Consider the following 18,287-nt stretch of genomic DNA (forward strand, 5'->3'; position numbering starts at 1 on the left):
CCGGCGGGAGTTGAGGTCGCCACCGGATCTCCCTCGCCCGCAACACCGGGTCGTCCCTATCGCACGGATGACATGCTCGCGGCGGAGTCCTTCGGCAACGCCACCATCGATCCGACGGGGCGGTGGGCGGTGTTTGAACAACGCGCGCCCTACGACCAGGCGACGTCGTTCGAGTTCGGTCTCCGCAACCCATGGACCGTGAGCCGTCTGAAAGTGGTGGATCTGGCCTCGGGCCGGCCTGCTGAGAGCCTCCTTCGGCCGGAGGAGAGAGACGGCCACGTCCTGGGGCCCTGGTCGCCGTCCGGGCGCAGACTCCTGATCTTCCGTCTCAGAGATCACCGGTGGCAGGCCGGGGTCGTGGAAATGTCGGATCGGACGGTCCACTGGTTTTCCCTGTCGCCGGAGCTCTCTGTCTTCGGGGAGGCGGCGCAATGGCGTTCGGACGACGAGCTCCTGCTGCTGGTGAGACCCGATGGATCGTTGCCGCAATGGTTGGCCAGCGGTGCGCGAGGCAGGCGAGCGCTCGAGGCGCGCTGGCGTGCGACGGACGCCGGTGGACCGGCGCAGCGGACCTCCCTCGGCAGCGGCGCCTTCGCCGGCGACATGCCCCAGCCTCCGCAGAACCAGGCGGTCAGACTCGACGTTCGTTCAGGCATCGCCACCCCGCTCGCCGCAGGCTGGTTCTACGACCTCGAACTCTCCCCGGACGGAGATCGCCTGGCGCTGGTCGAGACCGCCACGGCGGCGACCTTCGACCCGACAACAGCGTTCGAGCCGCAGGCCATTGATCGGGAGCGAAGGCTTCGCATTGCCGACCTGCGGACGGGCGCCGTGACCTCGCCGCTGGGCGACGCCGATATCGCCCCGAGCCTGCTGGCCTGGTCGCCGGCCTCGGATCGTCTGCTGGTGTGGGCGCGCGGCGCCGAAGGATGGGAGGCCGGCGACCTTCTCGGCGTCGACCCGGACGGTGACGCCGTGCAGCGCTACGATCTCGGCGGTCTCAGGCCCTACACCGGCGGCGGGGTGGCCACATTCAACAGCGTCTATGCGGACTGGCTGGGAGACTGGCCTGTCCTCTTCGCCCACACCGCGACGGGCGAGCGCAACGACTGGCACCGGCTCGGACGCCAGGGCGCCGTCAACCTGACGGCGGCGCTCAGTCCGCCGTCCGTCGACATCGGGGCCATCGACGGGGAGCGGCTATTGCTGGTCGCCGGAGGCCGCCCTTGGGCCGTGACCGTCTCTGGCGAAGCCGCGCCGATGGTCGCTCCGACCGGCGTCGTGACCGGCTTCGACGGCGCAGGCTATCTGGAGTCGCAGCGACGCCAGCGGAACTCTCCACCCCGGCGGGGCTGGATGGCGGTGCGCCTGTCCGATGGTGCGATCGCCCGCCCGGACCTCGATCCTGACGTGATGGCGACGGGCGACGCCTTCGTCTCCGGCGTCTACGCCGGCGCCGACGGCGTCATCGTCCGCACCGTGGAAAACGGGGTCCAGACCTTGCGCCTTCAGCAGCCGGGTCGCCCCGACCGGACACTGTCGATGATCAACGCATGGATGGGAGAGATCGACTTCCCCGAGCCCGAACGGGTCCGCCATCGGGGGGCGGACGGCGTAGAGCGGTTCAGTTGGCTCTATCGCCCCCGGCAGTGGCGGGGGGAGAAGACGCCTCTGGTCGTTCTCTCCTACCCAGGCGGCCCTGCGGCCGCGCCGTCGGAACCCGCCGCGCTCAACGCCTGGGCCAACCCCCAGCTTGTCGTCTCCGGCGGATATGCAGTGCTGATCCCGATCGTGCCTCTCGACCGGGAGAAGGAGCCCGCGGAGGACTACGCTGAGGATGTCCTGGCGGTGGTCGACGCCGCCCTCGCGCAGTACCCGGATCTGGATCCGGACCGCGTCGCGCACTGGGGACACAGTTTCGGCGGCTATGCTGGGTTGGTCGCCGCCACGCAGACGGACCGGTTCAAGGCCATCATCTCCGTTGCGGGCCTGTCAGATCTTGCGACCGCCTGGGGCGAGTTTTCTCCCGCCAACCGGGACAATCCGGAGTTCGGACTCTCCTTGCGCCAGCGCATCGGATGGGCCGAGGAAAGCCAGGGGCGAATGCGCGCGCCGCCCTGGACCGCGCCTGACCTCTATGTCCGGAACAGTCCCCTGTTCGGCGCGGACCGGATCTCGGCACCGGTTCTTCTCGTCCACGGTGACCGCGATCTTCTGCCGAGCACCCAGTCCGAGATCATGTTCTCGGCGCTCTGGCGACAGAACAAGGATGCACGGCTTCTCACCTACTGGGGCGAGGGCCATCACCTCTGGAGCCCGGACAATATCCGGGATCTTTACACGGAGATCGTGGCCTTCCTCGACCGCACCCTCAGCTCGGGCGAGGTCCCGCCGGTACTCAGACCCCAGCCCCGATCGCCTCCCAGCGCCGGACCCAGCTCTCCATCACTGCCGCCATCGTGAAGTCCGGGACGCTGCCTTTCCAGAGCAGACGGTCAGGGTCGAGGAGGGCTTCCGTACGACCCCGGTCGATAAGTCCGCGCGCAGCGAGGCGACCCCCGAGCAGGTGGTCTCTCAGGAACGGAATGCTCGCGGCCGCCTGGCGCCCGAAGTAGGCGGTCATCTCACCCTTGGATCGCCTGTGCAGGATTTCGGGCGGCAGTCTGTCGGCGAAGGCCGCGCGCGCCAGCCTTCGATCGGCCCGACCGTCGTCGGTGAGGAGGGGAACGGACAGTCCGAGCGCCAGTTCGACAACGGGCTGAGCCAGAAGCGGATGGATCAGGTCGGCAGCCTCCGTTCGGCGGCACTGGCTCTGATAGGCCAGGCCCGCCGCCACGGATTCGATCTGGAGACGTTTGGCCGGCGGGACCGTTTCCAGCCCGCGTAGCCACGGATGCAGATCCCTTTCTGCATCGTGCGAAACGCTCTCCGGATTGAAGATGGACAGTCTGCGTGCCGACCGGTCGAGCGGAGCGCGTCGCGGTGTGCTCAGGGCGGTGCGCAGAAGGGACCAGGTCGATCGGCGTGTCCACCGCGCCAGTTGCGGTAGTGCGGGGCTGAACACAGCGCCGAGACCCCGCTCGCGAAGGACGTCGGTGAAGATGTCCGGAACCCCCATCTGGAAGAAGACCCCGTCGCCACCCTTCCCGGTCAGGAGGGCGTCGACGCCGGCCTCCCGGCAGGCTTCCGCGACGGCCGTGTCGAACGAGTAATCTCTTCCATTCACTCCGGGTCTGGGACCTCGAGCGGTGACCTCGAACCCTTCCGTCGTCATCGGCCTGATCGCGCGTTGAACGCAGTGCGGTTCGAAGCCGAGGCGATCTCCGAGGGTTCGAACGAACCGACGCTCGTCGCCTTCGGCGAACGGGCCGAACATGTTGAACCAGAGGTGCGGGGTCGCTCCCCCAGCCTGAAAGCCGCCGGCGACAATCGCAGAATCGAGCCCGCCGGACACTTCGACGCCCGGCCGTTCGATGACCTTGGCGAAGGCGGCGAGGCAGCCGTCGATCCGGCCTCTCAGCCAGGCTGCGGCTTCGCGGGGATCGGAGGTGACCGAGGCGGTGAAGTCTACCGGACGCCACAGCGGAGTCGTTCGCCGGGCGTTGAGATCGGTCAGGTCGCCGGCCTCGGCGACCCTGATCCCGATCAACGGACTGGCCGCGGTCGCATTGATGGGGTCGCGCAGCAGACCGCCCACCACGTCCCAGTCGATCTGGACCGGCGGCGCGGCGCTTTCCAGCAGCCAGTCGGAGAGTTCGGAGGTGACGACCTGGACACCTTCGTACCGCCAGGCCGCGCATTCATGGGCGCCGGAAGGGTCCCGCAGGATCTGGCGGACCTGGCCTCGCGGCGTCCTGAACATCCCGATGTACCGCCCCCAGTACCGCCGGATCAGGGCGCGTGCGCGGTCGGCGTCGTCGCCGTGCGTCGGGATAGGGGTTCGATCCCCGTCGAGGGCATCGAACAGGTCGCCGAGGACGAGCAGATGCTCGCCGGCGGGATGGTGGACCGCCAGGGGCCTCGGCCCCTTCGTGCCGAGCCACGCCTGCTCCATGACCTGGACCGGGACAAACCCTCGGGCCTGGGCTTCAGCCACAAGGCCTTCGGCGAGAGCAAGGTTGCTGGTGTCGGACCAGGCGAGATGCAGAAAATGCCCCACCTCAGACGACCATGATCGGGGTGTAGACGGCGACCCGGTCCGGCTCGTCGTCGAGCACCGCGTCGCCGACCTGCAGCCAGCAGTGGGCGGAAAATGGCCAGGTGCGAACCCCGAACACCCATCGCACGTCTCCGCCTGCGTCCCGGATCAAGGTCCTCAGCAGGTGCGCCCGGTAGAGGCAGGCGCCCTGTCCCGGCGCCCAAGGCAGGAGGCGCACGAAGGCCGCCGTCAGACGGGCGACCTCCTCTTCGGACAGGCTCGAGGAGGGGGAGCGCCGGCGGTGCGTGGCGAGCAGACTCGCGAGGGATCGGGATTCGAAATTCCGTCCCTCGCGCCACCAGGACCACCAGAACCGCGTGGTCGCAACCACATCGATCGCAGGCGACGGCGGCAGGGGAAGGGCTCGGGTCGGCGCCGGCGGCGCGACGGCCCGGGTCTCACCCGAGGGGCCGAGAAACCCGCCGTCCCGAAGTTGCTCCAGCACGGGTTCGGGGGCGACGATAAGGTCGCCACGGACTTGTATCACCGTTCCGGCGCCGGGCAGGCAGCTGTAAGCGTCCGTCCGTTCATCGAGCACAATGACGTCTTCATCGACGACAGCAAAATGCAGATGCTCCCAAAGGTGGGCGAGAGCGCTCCCCGGCTCGGCGACGAAGGGCGTGGGGGAATCGAAGGTCTGGTTCTCCATGAGGCACGCGCGCGGCGGCTGGGGACGAGCGCCGCAAAAGGCGTTCGTCCCCGAGGCCGTCAGGCCCCGCCGTCGTACGGCATTTCCTCGTGTTCGAGGGGCGGGCCGATCACCGCGCCCCTCGTCAGAACAGTGACGGGACCGAGGTCGATCAGTCGGATCTGAGCGATGCCAGTCATGAGAGCCTCCAGGTTGTGAGGCCGCAGGATTGCGGCAGCCTATGGAGCCGCTCCGAAGCCGGCGGTCGCAATCTATATCTGTCGTGTATTTGAGCCTTGTCGATCGGACAGGAGCGAATGCACAAACGTCGCCGCGACGGCTGTCGGGCGACCGGTCATCCTCAATGTGGGGCAAGACGAGCGCCGCGAACGACGCTCGTCCCGGGCGATCAGGCCACGCCGTCGAACGGCGTCTCTTCGATCTCCAGCGGCGGCCCGACGATGGCGCCCCGGGTGAGGGCGGTGACGGGTCCGAAGCCGATCAGTCGGATCTGAACGGTGCTGGTCATGGTAGCCTCCATTCGCAAGTCGCCGCGGATTGCGGCAGGTCATGGAGCGCCCGCGGTGACCCCAGCGGCAATCTATATCTGTCGTGTATTTCAACTGCTGCGGCTCAGACCTCATCTTCCGGCGGTTTGCCCGCCAGACGGTCGCGGCCCGCGTCGAGCCAGGACTCGGTTTCCTCGCTCTTGGCCCGGTTCTCTTCCTCCAGCTTGCGGAAGGTCTCGGTGAAGGCCTCGATCAGGGCGCGGGGATCGAGCGTCAAAAGCCGGTCTCCCATCTTCCGGACGAACTCGCCCAGGGCGATGAGGAAGATCAGCATGAGCTTGCTGTCAGCCGTCTGACGCGCGAACTCGATCGAGCCGAGCGAAGGGCCGAGCAAGAGCGACCACGGGTCGCAGTTCGTCGCGACGGCGAACCGGTGAACGTAGTCGAGGTTCACCCGGCCAGCGCCGGCTTCAAAGTATTCGTAGGTGCGAAGCGGCAGGTTCATGGCGGTCGCCACCTGCTGGGCGGTCATGTTTCGGGCACGCCGCACCGTCCGCGCCGCCAGACCGATCAGCCGTGCATCACTCAACTTTTCTGGTGGATCGGAAAGCATAGGCGATTCGACCTTTCACCACTGAAGGTGCTGTGTTGGGTGTGTCGAATCAATGCAGGCGTGTGCGACTTTTTTGAATGGTTCCGGAGCGAGACGAAGAACCCGCAAGAAATCGGCGGGGCGCGCGCCAGAGCATGGCGGCCTGTCCGAAGAAGATTTTCGCAGACGAACTCGCCGGTCTGGGGAACGATGCTTGGGTGGACGATCAGGGGGCGGACCGGGGTCCGAGCAGATCGGAATCTGAACATGGCGCGTAATCGCGACCCGTTCACCCAGGCGCTGTCGTCTTTGCGTGAGCGTATTCATTCGGGAGCCCTGGCCGGCGGGTCGCCGGTCATTGTTCAGGACGAGGCCCGGCGGCTGCGCCTGTCGACCACGCCGATCCGAGAGGCTCTTGCTCGGCTGAGCGGAGAAGGACTGGTCGAGCGTGCGTCGACCGGCGGTTATGTCACCCTGCGGCTGGACGCCACCGCAGCCCGTGACCGTTGGGCGATGCATGGCCACTACGTCCGCATCGCCGTCGAGGTGAACCTGCGCGCCCTCGGAGCCGTGCGTCCGCCGGCGCCCGCTTACGAACACGGTCGTCCCATAGCGGCCGTGAACCGGCTGTTCGCGACCATCGTCTGCAGCGCCGGCAATCAGGCCTTGTGGGACGGATTTCAGAAGGTGAGCGGACAGCTCGATCTGGTGCGCCGCCATGAGGCGACCCTGTTTGACGATCTCTGTGACGAGGCGATAGGGCTCTATACCGCCTACAATGAGGAGGCCGCGCCCGCGTTCGCTGCGACCGTCGGGCGCTACCATGACCGGCGCATCGGGGCGGCTGGCGCACTGGCCGCTCTGGTCTTCGCCGGCGTCGGGCCTCGGGAAGAGGTGGCGCGAAGTGGGACGGAGTGAGGGGATCAGGCGGCCTCGATCACCAGGATCGTTGTGCGTGAGCAGCGGCGCTCGTGATAGGATTCCAGCAGACCCAGGAGCGCCGGGATCCGCCCGTCGACGATCACCTCCACCATGGTCCTTACGGTCGCGCCGTCAGTTTCTTCATGGATGCGCTCGGCCTTGAGAACGGCCTTGAGCCGGTCGACGACACGTTGATGGGCCAGCACAAGCGCGGCGTTGGTCGACTGGTTGATGATCGCGTCGAAAAGGGCCTGAACGCCGTCGAGCGGATCGACCGCAACGGCCGCCTTGCGCAAAGGTGTGAGCCCGCGGGGGTAGAGGGTCAGCGCGGCGTGGAGATAGGCGAGCTGGAGTTCGAACAGGTCGATGATCTCCGCCGGGCTCAGCGACGGGTAGAAGTAGCCGCGTCCGCGTCTGCGCTCGATGAGCCCTTGTCCCGCGAGACAGGCCAGGGCTTCCCGGACCGGCGTGGCGCTCAATCCCACCTCCGCCGCCAGCTCCGTCACCACGATCGGCTCGCCCGGAACAAACCGGCCCGCCTCGGCGAACCGCTTTAGAGCACCCAGAGCCGCTCCATAGGGGTCTCGTGGTTCGGAAGTCTGCATGACGCCCTCGACTGAACAATGGGCGGACCGGGAAACGGGGGGAGGCCGATCCGATTACACAAGTTAGTGCAGATATATTTGATGCAATGCAAGGTTATATTTTGACCGCCAATAGATTGCGTGTGACCCGCAACTTTTTTGCGGACGATCACCGAACTTCTTGCGTATTGGGAGCTTCGGAGGGCGTCGTTCTACTCCGGTCGTGTGATAGTCTGTCCAGAGACAGCAACTGGGGGGCGAAGTCGGTCCTGTTCCGCGATATCTGGCGTTCGCGCGGTCGGCCCAATGCCGACCCCCGCCCATTCAAGAGGACCGCGCCCGCATGACCCAACGTTTCGAGACGCAGATCCAGTTCACATGCCCGGATTGCCACGCCCTGGCGGTCACGAGCGCGGAGGTGCCCGAGCCGGACTGGAGCGCAGCCGAAAGCATGTCGGACCTGAACTCCGAGGGCGAAACCGAGGTCGAATGCCCCCACTGCGAAACCGTCTTTGAGGCCTATGTCGTGAACAGCGCAGGCAGTTGCGAGGTCAGGCTCAACGCCCATCCTGAGACGGCGGTTTCGGCGGATGTCGCCTTCTACTCTCCCGAGGAGGATTGGTCCGACTACGCTCTCCCGGAAAACCCGCTCTCAATCTGGGCGGAGTCGTTCGAGCAGGCGCAGGCCTATCTCGATGCCCACGGCTCGGACGACGGCGGCGCCCTGATCAATCGGATGGTCTTCTCTCAGCACGTTGCGGCTCTCGAAGCCTTCCTCGGCGACACGCTTCTCAAGGAAGTGCTGGGCGACGAGAAGCGTCTGGGGCGGCTTCTCGCCGGCGACAAGGAACTGGCGAAGGAAAGGTTCACCCTGGCGGAGATCCAGGAAAATCCCGGCCTGATCCGAGACAGGGTCGGGGCCTATCTGGCCGACATCCGCTACCACAACCTCGCGAAGGTCGACACGCTGTACCGGATCGCTCTGGAGGTCGAACTCCTCAAGGAGCAAACACAGAGGGAGAAGCTGTTTGTCGCGATTCAGCATCGTCACGACTGCGTCCATCGAAACGGCCGCGACAAGAACAACGAGAAGCTGACGGTCTTCACCAAAGCCTATGTGACCGAAACGGCTGAACTCTTTCGGGCCCTGATCGAGAGGGTCGACCTGGCGCTCTCGCCCTTTTGAGTGACGGCTGGGCGGCGCGCCGCTCCTGTCGGCGGTCCCGGTCCGTCGATCAGGTGCAAACGTTCGGCGCCCACGTCACCTCACCACGCACCCACGGCCTCGGTCGGCCATTCTCCGATGATCGCGCGTCGCCTGCACAACCGCGCCGCACGACGCCGGGAAGGGCTTCGCGCGAGCGGAATTCAGGGCCTCCGGATTGGCCGATCCGCTGCGATCGTGCGCGGGTTACGGCGCGCGACAACGATGATGTGCCGCAGGTCGGAAAGCTTATGCAGAAACCCTTGAATCCGTGGGCGGGATGCCACCGGGATCGTCGAGAGCACGACATCGAGAGGCAGTTCGAGGGGTGGGTAACCCGAGGCTTGTTGAGGGGCGTGGGTCTTGAGGACGACGCCGTGCGCCTGGCTCGCCGCCCAGGCCCCTTCAAGCAGTCCAAGCCAGTTCATGGACACCACGCGCCCTGTGCGGCCGGCCGCGATTTCCTTTACCCCCGCGGTCGCAAGCGCACGCATGCGCTCGCCCTCTTCGCCATCGACCGAGAGCCGATCATTCTGCGGCAGCTCTCGGACGTGTCCCAGGGTTCGTTCGATCAGGACGCCGGCGATCATCGGCTCCAGCGCCTGACGGACAGTGTCTTCAGAGGCGAGAACGCCGTGAGGCTCGAGCAACTGCAGTGCGAGCGCCAGCTCGGGAACGCGAGCCTGCATCATCGCGGTCCGCAGAGGCGCCAGGTTCGACGGATCGATCTTCAACGATCCGCCGATCAGTCGGATCGGCAATGTCCAGTAGGTTGAAGGAATGTGCTGGATGAGCGGGTTTGGTCCGCCGAAAGCATCGATCAAAAGGCGGATGTAACTCGGCCGGAGCGAGCCCTGCGCCGAGACGAAGGTTTCCGCCCAGGCGCGGAGGCGGGGCTGGTTTTCGGGGGTCTGGAGAAACTCCAGAACGCCCTCCTGCGCGAGGGTCCCGTAGAGGACATGGTCGCCTGCCTGCGGCGGGCAGCTCAACATCCGGGAGGCCACGAGGAATTCGGCGAACGACCGGTGCGGGAAATAATAGATGTCGCCGGCTTTCCGCTCCAGGAAGGCCCCGGCGAGATACTCCCGACGCTTGTGTTCGACCTCGTGCGCGTCTCCATCCGGCAAGTCCGCGAGAAGGTCCGATGGAATGACCTCCGCGACGAAGCTCGTTGCTGCGGCCCGATCTCTCCAAAGCCAAAAGGCGAGTTCGGCCAGGAAACGAAGTCGATCTTTCTCGCCGATGGGGGTGCGGGCGGGCTTCTCGGCCTCACGGCGCGCCAGCGACTGAAAGAACTCATCATAAAGCGACCAGCGCGACGGGCTTCGGCGCAGTCGGGTCAGATCCTGTTCGCGGTCCGCCGCCATTTCGGCGAGGATTTTCAGATGGATGGGGCGTCCGAAAACCGCAGGGTCCGCCGCCGCGAGTTCGGACACCTCCTGGCGACGCTTGTCGACCCACTCCGCATCCGCACCCCCATCGCCCGAGGTTCCGGCCTGATAGGCCAGAAAGCCGGCGATGAAGAGATCGCGCTCCGCGTCGCTGAAATCGGCGAGGCGGTACTCCCTGAACTCGGGCCAGCCCGGCAGCTTGCGCCAGCGATCCTGCGCAGGGATGCGCCCTTTCAGTACATAGTGGTGTTCGGCGTCGGTGGTGAATGCGGAGGGGCGGCCCAGCAGAACCACCTTCGCCCCCGGTGTGATGAGCTGATTGAACTGACCGACCTGCGCGCGGAACTCCGAGAAGGACATCGCGTGCTTCATCTCGTCGAAGCCGTCGAGGACGATCAGGAAACGGCCCTTGCTGTTGAAGTCCAGGAAGCGGGTGAAGTTGTATCCCCGGACATTGTGCTGACTCGTCAGCATCGCGCCGAGGAAGCCCTCCAGATCGCTGTAGCGGGACAGCCCGCCGAGCTTGATCAGGATCGGACGGCGAGCGCTGGGATCCGTCAGAGCCTGCGCCGCCTGCTGCGTCACGAGGCGTTTGGCGAAACTCGATTTGCCGGCCCCGTAACCGCCGAGGATCGCCAGCGGCGTGGGGTCTTCCGTAGCCAGCCATGCCACGACCTCGTCGATCAGACCGACGACCTCGCCTTCGGATTCGGCCATGTCGGCATCATACGCGACCTCGGCGGCTCGGGCCTCGATGTAGAACCGGCTGAGCCCGCCCTCCTCAAAGGCGGCCGCCATCGCCTGGGTGTGAGGTCGCAGGCCCAGCACCTCGTCTTCCAGCTCCCAGATCGTGCGGTGCCGCATCGGCGGGCGGGTATCGAGATAGGCCTGTGCGCCGGGAGCCAGACCGTGACGGGAGATGACCAGAAGCTTGGCCGGCCGCACTTCATCCAGAACCGTCTCATAGTCCGACCAGATTGCTTTGAGGTCGTCCCGATGGAGGGGGCGCGCGTAGTCCTTCGCCTCAAGGATGATCGTCTCGCGGCTTCCGAAGTCGTCTCGCTCGAAAACGCCGTCGACCTTCTTTCCAGCGATCAGGATCTCGGTGCGGCCGTTTCCGTAGAGACCGCTGAGGTAGTTCGCCGCCTCGTTCCGAAGAGCGGAGCCCGGGTTCCGGTTCTCATTCTGGATTTCGAACGCCGTCAAGACTTCCCCCGATCCGCCGGAGTGATTCCAGCGGCTTGAACGAGGGGCGATGATACCCGCATTGCGCGAGTGTTCCAGAGTCGTTCGCCTGCGCCAGGTGCGGTCGCGGACGTCTCGTGGAGCGAAGAAAGTCGTCTTGACTTGCCCTCTGGGCGCTGGTCTGGAGAGGGAAGGGCGACACCTCGAAGACGGGCCGACACGACTATGACGCTCGATATCCGGGGCAGCATCAAGAATACGAAGCTCAGTACGAACCCCTATGTTGTGTTCGAGGAACTGATCTCGAATGCCATCGACTCCTACCTGATCCGGAAGGATGCCGAGCCTTCGGCGCCGGCGCTCGATGTCCGTGTGGACGTGGTGTTCAGGACGAGCGATCTGTTCGGCGAGCTCGAGGTGATGTCGGTGCGCTGTCGCGACAACGGTTGCGGGCTCGGTGACGATCAGCTGAAGGCGTTCCTCACCAAGGACACGTCATACAAGGACGACCTGCACATCGCCGGGATCGGCAAGTGTAAGGGCGCGGGGCGCATTCAGTATTTCCACTACTTCGGTTCGCTATCGATCGAGAGCACGTTCAGGCGGGGCGGGGAGGCGATCCATCGTCGCATGGATTATGCCGAGCCGACCAAGCAGATCGATTTCGAGGACTTCTCGGAAACGCCAGGCGCTGAGACGGTTATCGGCACGGCGCTGTCGCTCGGCGCCTTCAAGGAGACGGCGCGGCCGCGCTTCGCGGGGGCGGCCCCCAGCACGCTCTTCTCCGCTGCAGCGCTGAAGCGTCAGATGCTCATGGCCTTCCTCCAGCGTCTCGTCGGGCTGGATGAACGCCTGGGGGATTTCGGCATCGCCTTTGTGACCCGCCATGGCGACGGCGACGCCAACACAGAAGTGCTGAAGCGGGCCGATCTTCCGAAAGTGACCGCGACACGGTCGGTAGAGGTCGAGGAGCGGAATCCGTCGACGGGCGAGGGGACCGGGGTCCATCAGACCTTCCGGCTCTCGCATTATCAGCTGGACGCCGCCGAGTTCGGCCTGCCCAGGAATGCGATCGCCTTCTGCGCCAAATCCTCTCCGGTGCAGGACATCACAGGCTATTACCTCCGTACGAAGACCGAGCAGAACAACCCTGTCGGCGGCTTTCACCACATCGTCCTCGTGGAGAGCGACTTCCTCGACCAACGGGTGAACGAACAGCGCGACGGCTTCGACGACATTCCCGCCGAGATCCCGACCACGGACCTCTTCGCCTCGGACCCCCTCTCCTACGCCGACATCCATGCCGCCATCGATCCCGTGATCGAGGAGATGGTCGTTCCGGCGGATTGGACGAAGGAGGTCGTGATCAAGGAGCTCACCGACCAGTTCGGTGTGAGCGAAGCCATGTTGGCCGACACCTCGACGCGCATCGTCTATGGCGAGCCGGCGCAGTCCGTGGTCGAGCGCGTGCTCAAGAAGTACCAGGAGCGGGTCATCGAGGAGACGGCGGAAATCTTCGACTTGAAGGAGGAGATCATCCGCGCCGAACCGGATTCCGAGGAGTTCCGTGCGAAGATCAACCAGCTGGCCTGGAAGTACACCTCGTCGCTCAAGAATTTCGACATGGCGAACCTGTCCCAGCTCGTCGTTCGCCGCGCCGCCATCGTGGAAATTCTCGCCCTGGCCTGCGGCAAGAACCTCGCCATGCAGTCGTTGGCGGATGGTGTCCGCCGCAAGGACGAACGGATCATTCACAGCATTTTCTTCCCGATGCGGCGGGACAGCACCGACGTCACCGATCACGACATCTGGCTGCTGAGCGAGGATTACCAGTACTACGACTACATCGCGTCGGATGTTCCGCTGGCCAGTATCGTCTGGGAGGGGGACGAGACCGTCTTCGAGGACGATATCGATCGCGAGTTCGCCAAGCTGTTGGTCGAGCGTTCCAATGACCATGCCGCGAAACGCCCCGATATCGCGCTCTTCAGCAAGGAGGGGTCGGCGATCATTGTCGAGTTCAAGGCGCCTGGCGTGTCGATGGACGATCACACCGGCGACCTGCGGGAGTACGCCCATCTCCTTGCGGCCAAGTCCGGCGGCAAGCTCAACCGTTTCTACTGCTATCTGATCGGCGACACGCTCAACCCGCTGCGGCTCGGCGAGACCTGGACCCAGTTTCCGACCGGCACGGGCTGGTTTTCCTCAGGTGAGCTCCGCGACCCGGTGGCCAGGCGACAACTGGGCGAGACCTATTCCGAAATCCTCTTCTACGACGACGTCGTCGCCAGGGCGAAAAAGCGCATCAGGGTCTATCAGGACAAGCTGCAGCTCTCGCTCAAGACTTGAACCCTTGGTGGAGCCGTGACCGATCCGGTCTCGACGCACGAGGTGGAAGGCGACGGCCTGACCGCTCGGATCGAGGCCCAAAGTAGAAGGGCCGCCTCGCGGCGGCCCTTGGAAGTCTGTTTAGACTCATTCCACGCCAGCCTTGCGGCTGGTAACGAACCCACGGAACGACGTGGCTGGAGTGCCGTGAATATGAGGTTTGTTTCCCGGTTCGTCAATGCGCCGGGCTGGAGCGGGGGCGTCGGCGCGTGACCAAGTCTATCACAGAATCCCTGAACGCCCTCATCGACGCCCTGCCGCAGCGACCCGACCAAGCCGTAATCGACCGTCTCCGAACGGACCTGTCGGTCGTCAGCTCGCAGCTTTTGAGCGGCGCCATCCAGGAGATCGCGGCGACCGCGAAAAAGAAGCTGCCGGAAGAACCGGCTGAGGGCGATATCCGCGACGCGATCTACCGAATCTACAATCGCAAGGTCGCTGAGCACGCTCAGATGTTCCCGATGTTCCACACGGTCGAGACCGCCCTGCGCGCGAGCCTCGCCGTCGAGCTGGAGACCCACTACGGCATCCAAGGTTGGTGGAACCCTGTACTCAAAGGGCTGATGTCGAGCGCGTGGGATCCCCGGTCGGTGACGCGCATCGGCAACGTCGACATCAACCGCGAGATTCCCTACCGAATGGGGCGAATCCTGCAGTCCCTGATCGACAAGAAGGTCGCGGTCACCAGCTTTCGCACCGGGAACGAGCTCCTGACAGCCTGCGACTTCGGACACCTCGTCTTCCTGATTGAGGACCACTGGTCGCTCTTCGCGCCCAAGTTCGTCTTCAAGGGGCAAATGGTTCCGAAGCAACTCGCGGTGACTTGGCTCGACCGCATCCGGGATGCGCGAAACGCCGTCTATCACCACCAGTCATTTGAAGGCGCGCCAGGGGCCTATGACGCGGGCGATTTCGTAACGCAATGCCTCGGTGTGAAACTCGCCAAGGTGCATCCGCTGATCGCCGGCGCGCCCTGCAAGCCGCCGCCCTACTTCCCTAAGCTGGTCGCGCCTCGACAGGCGGCGCCCTAACCGGCGCAGATCGAGACAACCACGGGTGACGCCCAATGAATATATGTCTTTTCGGCGGAGCGAATCTGACCGCTGCGCCGAAGAAGCCGGGGCACATCCTCCTGACTGCGCTCGGCGGGAGGATGACGGCATGCGCGATCAGCATATCTTGACGTCGAGTAGGGGGTCATCATGCGCGGATGGGATCGTGCGGATCAGACTTAGGGCGCCCAATTCGCAGAACGGACTTTTGGCGCAGGCTGCTGAGCGGAACTCCATGGCAATCGCCATCAGATCGTTCGTAGCGGCGGGCTAGAAACAAGCGTGCTCCGCTCAACATCTTCCCCGCGATCGCTGCCGAGCCATTGGCGTCTCTTGGCTCCAGATCTGAGGATCGCCGGACGTTCCCCGTCGTCCGAGCGCCCGCGCGAAAGGCCCTCTATCGAAATCCCACAGCCGTGCTGGGTCGAAACCGGCGCTCAACGCAAGACATGAGGTGTCGGTGTTCGTCCGGCGCCGAGGGCGGATGGCCCCCGGACTGCCCCGTCGGTCAATCTCGCAACGCATTCAGCAGCACCAGCAGGGAACTCGCGGTCATGGCGATTGCGGCCCCCAAGGGAGAAAGCAGGCCCAAAGCCGCCAGGGGCAGGACGATGATGTTGTAGGCGAGGGCGAGGACGACATTCTGGCGGATTTTGCGGCGTGTCTCGGCGGCCAGGCTTAGCGCCACGTCGACCTGTTCAAGACCCCCTTCGAGGATGACGATCGCCGCCGTGGCCGCGGCGGCCGGATGCGCCCGGGCCACCGAGACCCCGCAGGCGGCGGCGGTCAGGGCGGGGGCGTCGTTCACGCCGTCGCCGACGAAGAGCACAGGTCCTCTCGTGTTCCTGATCCTGTCGGCCTTGTCGGCGGGGGTGCAGCCCCAGTGGACCGCAGCGGCGTCCAGGCCGATCCGCTGCGCGACCGCCAGGGCCGGCCCGTCGGCGTCGCCGGTGGCCATGGCGACCCGCAATCCTCGCCGTTTGAGCTGCGCCACACCGTCGGCGGCGCTGGGGTCCAGCGCATCGGCGAGCAGAAGGTCGCCGACCGCGAGACCATCCACGGTGACCCGAAGACGGGTTTCTCCCTGCAAACTAGCGACGCCGCCGACATGGACGTGGGTTCCGTCCGCCAGCGTCGTCTCGGCGCCGCGATCCAGGCGTTGACCGCCGACGACGACCGCGTCGCCGATCGACGCGGCGGCGACGACGGCCTGCGCAAGGGGATGGGCGATGCCGGTCTCCGCACGCGCCGCCAGGTCCAGCACCTGCGCCACAGACCAGCCGGGGCAGGGGTCGACGGCGACCACCTCGAGGCGGCCCAGGGTCAGGGTCCCGGTCTTGTCCAGAAAGGCGGTGCGCAGCCCGGCCATGCGATCGACGACGCCGGGATCGGAAAACCGCAGACCGTGCCCGGCGGCCTTGGCCGAGAGCCGCGCCTGCGCCAGGGGCGCGGCCAGGGCCAGGGCGCAGGGGCAGGCCGCCAGGAGCACGACCAGGCCGCGCATCACCGCCTCGCCCCCGTCGGCCATAACCGCCAGCGTCGCTGCCGTCACCAGGACGGCCGCCAGGATCAGGCCCTGGGTCAGCGTGCCGGCCAGGCGCGCGATCCGGTCCTCGTCACCGCCGCGCGTCGCCAGTTCTAGGGCCACCCGTCCCCCCATCCGATCCACGTCGCGATCTCCGGCTTCGCGATCAACCGAGACTTCGATCATCCGGTCGAGATTGACGGCCCCCGCGCTGATGCGGTCTCCCGGAGTGATGGCGCGCGGCGCGGATTCGCCGTTCAGCACGGCCGAGTTCAGGCGGCTCTTACCGGTCAAGATCAGGCCATCGACGGTCGCTACGGCGCCGGCAGGGATCCGCACGAGATCGCCAAGACGGAGGCTGGCGCTGGGCGCCGCCTGCCAGCCGTCCGCCTCCCGCCAGACCAGGGCCGTGTCGTCGAACAAACGGCCCATCGCCACCACGCCCTGGGCGGCCCTGCGGCGGATATGGGTCTCGATCAGACGTCCGGTCAGCAGCAGGGTGATCAGCATGACCGCCGTGTCGAAGTAGACGTGGCGATCGCCGGCCCCCAGATGAACGAGCGAGGCCGCCACGGCGCCCAGAACGCCGAGCGTGACCAGGAGGTCTAGCCCGGGCGCGCGGAGACGCAGGGATCGGATCGCCATGCGGCCGATGTCCCAACCGCCATAGAGAAGCACCGGCGAGGCCAGCAGACCGCTGGCGATAGCCAGCCTCCAGCCGAGGTTCGCGCCGAGGCTCGGAGTCACATAGATCACGATCGCTGCGACCATCGCCCACATGCCGAAGGCCACCGACACGGCGAGCCTGAGCGTCAACTGGCGGATTTGACCGTCGAACCGGTCCACCGCATCCTGAGGGTCGGCGCGCTCGATCAGGCGATAGCCGGCCTGACGGACGACGGCGCGAAGATGAGCGGTATCGCAGCGCTGTGTGTCCCATCGCACCAGGGCCGAGGCGGAAAGGTGGTGGACCCGGGCCAGGAGGACGCCGTCGGTTTCGCCAAGCCGACGCTCTAGACCGCGCGCGCACCCGCCGCAGAAGAGGCCGTCCACGGCGAACAGCTGCTGGCGGGGGTCTGCGCTCAAGGCCGGGCGCGAGCGGCCGGTTCAGGCGTGCCCACCCCGATCAGACGGCCCTGGTAGGTGCGCCCGTAAAACGTCTCCTCGCCGCTGTGGTTCTTTTGGGCCGTCTCCTGCACTGTCCCGGTCTGGCGGGGATCCTTGGGGCGCTCGTGGCTGTTGATGAAGGCGGCGACGTCCCAGGCCTGCTGGTCTGTGAGACGATCGCTCTGGCCGAGCGGCATATTGGCCTTGATGAAGCCGGCGGCGGTGTTCACCCGCGCCATGCCGGCGCCCCAGTTATAGGACCGCGGGCCCCAGAGCGCCGGGAAGACCGGCCGTCCATTCAGGTCGTACTGCCCCTGGCCGTCCGCACCATGGCAGGTCGCGCAGTTGGCGGCGTAGACCCGGCTCCCGCGCGCCGGGTCGTAACCCGCCGCGGTCTTTTCAAGCTCCGGATAGCCGGCGCCCTCCAAGTCTTGGCCCGTCGGGGCTCCGGTGGCGAGCCAGTGCATATAGATTTGCAGGTCCTTGTAGACGTCGTGACCGGCCGGCGGCGGGCCGCCGGTCGGCGAATGCTGGGCGTTCATCGAATAGGTGAAACAGCCCTTCACCCGATCTTCCATGGTGTTGATCTGCTTATTCTTGGAACGGTATTTGGGATAGACGGTCCAGGCGGCCCACATGGGCGCCGAGTTGGCCCGTCGACCGCCGTCGAGGTGGCAGTTCGAGCACGAAAGATTGTTGCCGACAAAATCCGAGGCATTGGCCGAGGTGTTCATGAAGATCGCCTGGCCGCGCCGGATCGCATCGCCTTCCGGCCCGTCGGGGATGGCGCTGTCCGGCGGCGGCTGGAACAGGGCTGCGTGGACGTTCCTGTCGCCGTCGGCCTCGCCAGCCTTGCGATCCCGCAGCCAGCCCGCGTCAAAGGCGTAGGCGGCGATGGCGAACAGGGCGAAGCCGCCGCCGACGGCATAGATCACGTCACGGGCGAACCGGCCCTTGGCGGGCCGATCCTGCGGTGCGGGAGGCGGAGCGTCGTCATCCATGG

The 18,287-nt window shown here is 66.0% G+C and carries 12 protein-coding genes; 5 read left to right on the forward strand and 7 right to left on the reverse strand.

Annotation, left to right across the window (positions count from 1 at the left end):
• Positions 1-72 precede the first annotated feature (72 nt).
• Positions 73-2,463, forward strand: coding sequence for a S9 family peptidase (locus tag ACW172_RS11335; RefSeq protein ID WP_035305709.1), 2,391 nt, complete (start codon positions 73-75; stop codon positions 2,461-2,463).
• Here the strand turns inward: ACW172_RS11335 and ACW172_RS11340 are convergent.
• From ACW172_RS11340 to ACW172_RS11350, 3 genes are all read right to left on the reverse strand, one after another.
• Positions 2,399-4,096, reverse strand: coding sequence for an asparagine synthase-related protein (locus tag ACW172_RS11340; protein ID WP_183218350.1), 1,698 nt, complete (start codon positions 4,094-4,096; stop codon positions 2,399-2,401). The two genes, ACW172_RS11335 and ACW172_RS11340, sit on opposite strands and share 65 nt — an antisense overlap.
• Positions 4,097-4,160: 64 nt before the next feature.
• The gene (locus ACW172_RS11345) at positions 4,161-4,847 is read right to left on the reverse strand and encodes a lasso peptide biosynthesis B2 protein (protein ID WP_052004694.1); all 687 of its coding nucleotides are present in this window, start codon (positions 4,845-4,847) and stop codon (positions 4,161-4,163) included.
• 612 nt (positions 4,848-5,459) lie between these two features.
• Positions 5,460-5,924, reverse strand: coding sequence for a helix-turn-helix domain-containing protein (locus ACW172_RS11350; protein WP_155988049.1), 465 nt, complete (start codon positions 5,922-5,924; stop codon positions 5,460-5,462).
• Positions 5,925-6,194: 270 nt separating this feature from the next.
• On the opposite strand from ACW172_RS11350, the gene ACW172_RS11355 reads away from it, so the two are divergent.
• Positions 6,195-6,845: a GntR family transcriptional regulator gene (locus tag ACW172_RS11355; RefSeq protein ID WP_052004693.1), complete on the forward strand. Its 651-nt coding sequence runs from the start codon at positions 6,195-6,197 to the stop codon at positions 6,843-6,845.
• A 5-nt stretch (positions 6,846-6,850) separates the two neighbouring features.
• On the opposite strand, the gene ACW172_RS11360 is transcribed toward ACW172_RS11355, so the two are convergent.
• Positions 6,851-7,453, reverse strand: coding sequence for a GntR family transcriptional regulator (locus tag ACW172_RS11360; RefSeq protein ID WP_081836073.1), 603 nt, complete (start codon positions 7,451-7,453; stop codon positions 6,851-6,853).
• A gap of 322 nt (positions 7,454-7,775) precedes the next feature.
• Between ACW172_RS11360 and ACW172_RS11365 the strand changes: the two genes are divergently transcribed.
• Positions 7,776-8,618 carry a hypothetical protein gene (locus ACW172_RS11365; protein WP_052004690.1) on the forward strand — a complete coding sequence of 281 codons (843 nt, stop codon included), beginning with the start codon at positions 7,776-7,778 and terminating at the stop codon, positions 8,616-8,618.
• A gap of 182 nt (positions 8,619-8,800) precedes the next feature.
• On the opposite strand, the gene ACW172_RS11370 is transcribed toward ACW172_RS11365, so the two are convergent.
• Complete coding sequence (locus tag ACW172_RS11370; RefSeq protein WP_492031582.1) at positions 8,801-11,233, reverse strand: NACHT domain-containing protein; 2,433 nt, start codon at positions 11,231-11,233, stop codon at positions 8,801-8,803.
• 204 nt (positions 11,234-11,437) lie between these two features.
• Between ACW172_RS11370 and ACW172_RS11375 the strand changes: the two genes are divergently transcribed.
• Positions 11,438-13,561 carry an ATP-binding protein gene (locus tag ACW172_RS11375; protein WP_035305702.1) on the forward strand — a complete coding sequence of 708 codons (2,124 nt, stop codon included), beginning with the start codon at positions 11,438-11,440 and terminating at the stop codon, positions 13,559-13,561.
• A gap of 248 nt (positions 13,562-13,809) precedes the next feature.
• The gene (locus ACW172_RS11380) at positions 13,810-14,631 is read left to right on the forward strand and encodes a hypothetical protein (RefSeq protein ID WP_035305698.1); all 822 of its coding nucleotides are present in this window, start codon (positions 13,810-13,812) and stop codon (positions 14,629-14,631) included.
• 529 nt (positions 14,632-15,160) lie between these two features.
• On the opposite strand, the gene ACW172_RS11385 is transcribed toward ACW172_RS11380, so the two are convergent.
• Entirely contained in the window at positions 15,161-17,263 is a 2,103-nt protein-coding gene (locus tag ACW172_RS11385) for a heavy metal translocating P-type ATPase (RefSeq protein WP_035305696.1), read from the reverse strand.
• Complete coding sequence (locus ACW172_RS11390) at positions 17,260-18,285, reverse strand: c-type cytochrome (protein ID WP_052004688.1); 1,026 nt, start codon at positions 18,283-18,285, stop codon at positions 17,260-17,262. The genes ACW172_RS11385 and ACW172_RS11390 overlap by 4 nt, the downstream gene beginning before the upstream one ends.
• Positions 18,286-18,287: the final 2 nt, after the last annotated feature.

The organism is Brevundimonas sp. ALps5 (genome assembly GCF_058681645.1).

Coding starts and splice junctions, on each gene's coding strand:
- ACW172_RS11335 (WP_035305709.1), top strand. CDS start 73: ATGCTCGCGGCGGAGTCCTTCGGCAACGCCACCATCGATCCGACGGGG.
- ACW172_RS11345 (WP_052004694.1), bottom strand. CDS start 4,847: ATGGAGAACCAGACCTTCGATTCCCCCACGCCCTTCGTCGCCGAGCCG.
- ACW172_RS11355 (WP_052004693.1), top strand. CDS start 6,195: ATGGCGCGTAATCGCGACCCGTTCACCCAGGCGCTGTCGTCTTTGCGT.
- ACW172_RS11360 (WP_081836073.1), bottom strand. CDS start 7,453: ATGCAGACTTCCGAACCACGAGACCCCTATGGAGCGGCTCTGGGTGCT.
- ACW172_RS11365 (WP_052004690.1), top strand. CDS start 7,776: ATGACCCAACGTTTCGAGACGCAGATCCAGTTCACATGCCCGGATTGC.
- ACW172_RS11375 (WP_035305702.1), top strand. CDS start 11,438: ATGACGCTCGATATCCGGGGCAGCATCAAGAATACGAAGCTCAGTACG.
- ACW172_RS11390 (WP_052004688.1), bottom strand. CDS start 18,285: ATGGATGACGACGCTCCGCCTCCCGCACCGCAGGATCGGCCCGCCAAG.